Raw genomic sequence first — 2,964 nt, 5'->3', positions numbered from 1 at the left:
GCTCAACTCTCGATACTGGCAGGTTGAGCGAAGTCGAAACCGGATTGAACGGGTACTTTATTTAGTTGCAGTTCCCTTAGTCGAGAATGTGCTTGAGGCCGGAGTGCAATCCTCTACCTCTTAATCTCGGCTCTGATAGTGAGTACAGCCAGGGCAAGGACCATCGGGATTCACGGCACAGCGCACCAGTTCTGAGCGGGCGTTAAATTCACAAGTGATGTCACCCATCACCCAGCGATCGCCGAGCCAGCTTTTGTCGTCAGCCGCCGTCGCTAATTGCACGTATAAATCGATTTTGTGTAGTTGGTAGCGACTGGCCGAGAACTGATACCGATGCCGCCGCTCTAACACTGTGTAAATCTGCCCATCGTGAGTAATCTGATTGCCGGGTTGGGGCATCCAGTCGAGTGGCACCTGGCCCAGCGATCGCTGCGGCCGATTCAAAATCAACTCGGTTGGGGGCAAAGCCTGATCCATAAGGTTGAGGGCGATCAGGGCGATCGCAGTATCAACGACATTTAGTTCGGTGTAGTGGCAAGGCTCCGAGCCTCACCACTTCGCCAACGCTGCATAATGCCCTTCATCATAAGGGCAGACCAGATGACTCGCGATCGGCAACTTGGCCGCCCTCGCTCACCGGATTGGCAATGCCCCAAAGGGGTTGGCTAAGATGACACAAAGGCGAATGACCGGAGTTTCTATGACTATCCAGCAGGTTCACTACGAGAACCTTCTTGCGGCAAGTAGTGCCTACGATGGCGCGATCGCGCTACTCAAGCAGTACCGACCGTATTTGGAAGTTATTCCCAGTATGCGCCGCCCCAAAGAAAGCGTCGTTACCATGCCCCTCCCAGTGATCAAAGTCCGCCGTCCAGTGGAACCGACTGGTCACGCGGGCATGCACCTCAACGCGGGGGAGTCGGTGCTGCTGCCCTGCGATGTCGCCCTGCTAATGTGCGATCCCGAATGGAAAATCAAGACTGGGGTGGAAGTGCTGCTATTCATCCATCGGCCCAACGAAGATTTTTCCGACTTGTTAATGCGCTGGCGACAAACCCAGATATTGCTCGATCGCGGCTACGAATGGCTATTGCCCGCCCGCTATCAACACCTGCTCAGCGACGAAGCCAACACCATTCGCCCCCTGTTCATCGTGTTTCCTCATAGCCCTGACCGCATTGCCAAAGGGTTAAAAGGGGCGGGACTGCCCGCGATTACTTATGTTGACGAGGCGGCCGACGAAATCCTTGAAACAACTGCTGCGCCGACGTTGAACGAAGAAGATCTAGACATTGCTGCCGCACAAACCTTTGATTTTGCCGACCTTGACGACATCGGCAACTCGGAAATGCCCTCCGAGTGAAATCTGCTTGATGAATAGTTCCAGAGTCGCCGCCTCATGCTGCGTCAGCAATTGGCGGTGCCGCCAAAATCTCCTGCTTACAGGAGGTGTAGTTTGGGTCGCTTCAAGGTAAACTTCTACTAACAGTCGAGAGACATTAGCTGTTTAGAGGTTCATATGAAACAGATTGCACGCTCCATGCGCCGCTTTGGCTTGGCTTGCTTAGCTCTGATGATGGTGTTCACAACTTTTGCGATTGCTGCATCTCCGGCAATGGCGACTGACTACGAAGTCAAAATGGGTTCTGATTCTGGCTTGTTGATATTTGAGCCCGCCAAGCTCACCGTTCAGCCTGGCGATACCGTGACTTGGGTCAATAACAAAATGGCACCTCACAACGTGATTTTTGATACCAATCAAGTCCCGGGGGGTGACAAGGATTTGGCAGATAAAATCTCCCACTCCCAATTGACCTTTGCCCCTGGCGAAAACTACTCCACCACTTTCACCGCTGACATGCCGGCTGGTGACTATGGCTATTTCTGCGCGCCTCACCGTGGCGCTGGCATGGTCGGCACCATTACCGTCGAAGGCTAATCTTGGTCGCTTTTTAGCACTTTTTGCTAAATCGGGTGAATCTTGAGATTCATTTTTAGCCCCTCCCAACCGGAGGGGCTTTTTGCTGTTTTCATATGCCATTCTGCCGTCGTTGTCTAAACTCAATTATCAGATACAGCAGCCCACAGTCAGGTTTCCTGAAATGGCCTGTTTCCTCGTCCAACTTTCAGCTGGTGCAGCGGCGGGCGATCGCCGTTTCCTCGATAATGATGTGAGGTTTTGAACGGTTTTAAAGGGCATTTAGGAAAGAATTGACGCTTTCAAAATTTAGCCAGCAGTTTTGCATAACACTAAACCGACAGTTGATGTCCATTTTGGATCCTGCCAGTCTCTAGTTAATTAATCGGCAAGCGAACCTGTCAACACCACGATCGCACCACCATTTTGCGAAGAAAAGCAACAAAAAATACTCAGTGTAACCACTTGCCAAAACTTTTCTAAAGCTTGTTCGCGTCTTAACAAACTTTAGATATGGTTAAATCAAATACAATTTAGCAACCGCAAGACCAATGAGTTCATTTGATATTAGCGATCGCGACTACACCTTTAAGCTAGGTGACTACATCGGTCGCGGCTGGGAAATCTTCAAGTCAAACGCCCTACTGTTCGTTGGCTTTACCTTATTAACCTTCGTAGGTCTGGGAATTATTGCAGCCATTCTTCCCTTTCCATTGGGCAGTGGCAATCTTGATGATGGTCAGGGGGGCATCGGGATTGTCAGTAGCATTCTGATGAATTTACTGATTCCTGGAATCTACATTGTGGCATTTCAAATTGCCCGCAATCGCCCCACACAATTTGCTGACTTTTTCAAAGGCTTTAATCGCGCGTTGCCGATTTTAGTGCTCGCCATTTTGAGCGGCCTTTTAATTGGTGTGGCTTTCCTCTGCTTTATCTTGCCAGGCATTTATCTAGCGGTTGCTTATATGGTAATTGCTCAACCAGGTTGACTCAAGCGATGAGCTAGCAGAGGATGTTAGGCTTTGGTCATGACTGAACTCCCC

Annotated in this window: 4 protein-coding genes; 3 read left to right on the top strand and 1 reads right to left on the bottom strand. The window is 50.4% G+C overall.

The window, feature by feature from the left end; all coding sequences use genetic code 11:
- Positions 1 to 120: 120 nt before the first annotated feature.
- Positions 121 to 477 (bottom strand): DUF6464 family protein, encoded by a 357-nt coding sequence (locus JUK32_RS00200; protein ID WP_204136861.1) that lies wholly within the window; start codon positions 475 to 477, stop codon positions 121 to 123.
- 223 nt (positions 478 to 700) lie between these two features.
- Between JUK32_RS00200 and JUK32_RS00195 the strand changes: the two genes are divergently transcribed.
- From JUK32_RS00195 to JUK32_RS00185, 3 genes are all read left to right on the top strand, one after another.
- Positions 701 to 1,363 (top strand): hypothetical protein, encoded by a 663-nt coding sequence (locus JUK32_RS00195; RefSeq protein ID WP_204136860.1) that lies wholly within the window; start codon positions 701 to 703, stop codon positions 1,361 to 1,363.
- Between the two features lie 156 nt (positions 1,364 to 1,519).
- On the top strand, positions 1,520 to 1,939 hold the full coding sequence (gene petE, locus JUK32_RS00190) for a plastocyanin (protein ID WP_204136859.1): 420 nt from the start codon (positions 1,520 to 1,522) through the stop codon (positions 1,937 to 1,939).
- Positions 1,940 to 2,469: 530 nt separating this feature from the next.
- A complete protein-coding gene (locus tag JUK32_RS00185) occupies positions 2,470 to 2,910 on the top strand; it encodes a hypothetical protein (RefSeq protein ID WP_204136858.1) in 441 nt (146 codons plus the stop codon).
- Positions 2,911 to 2,964: the final 54 nt, after the last annotated feature.

Origin of the sequence: Halomicronema sp. CCY15110 (assembly GCF_016888165.1) — a bacterium.
Lineage (GTDB): Bacteria > Cyanobacteriota > Cyanobacteriia > Phormidesmidales > Phormidesmidaceae > Halomicronema.
This window is presented reverse-complemented; position numbering and strand designations above follow the sequence as displayed.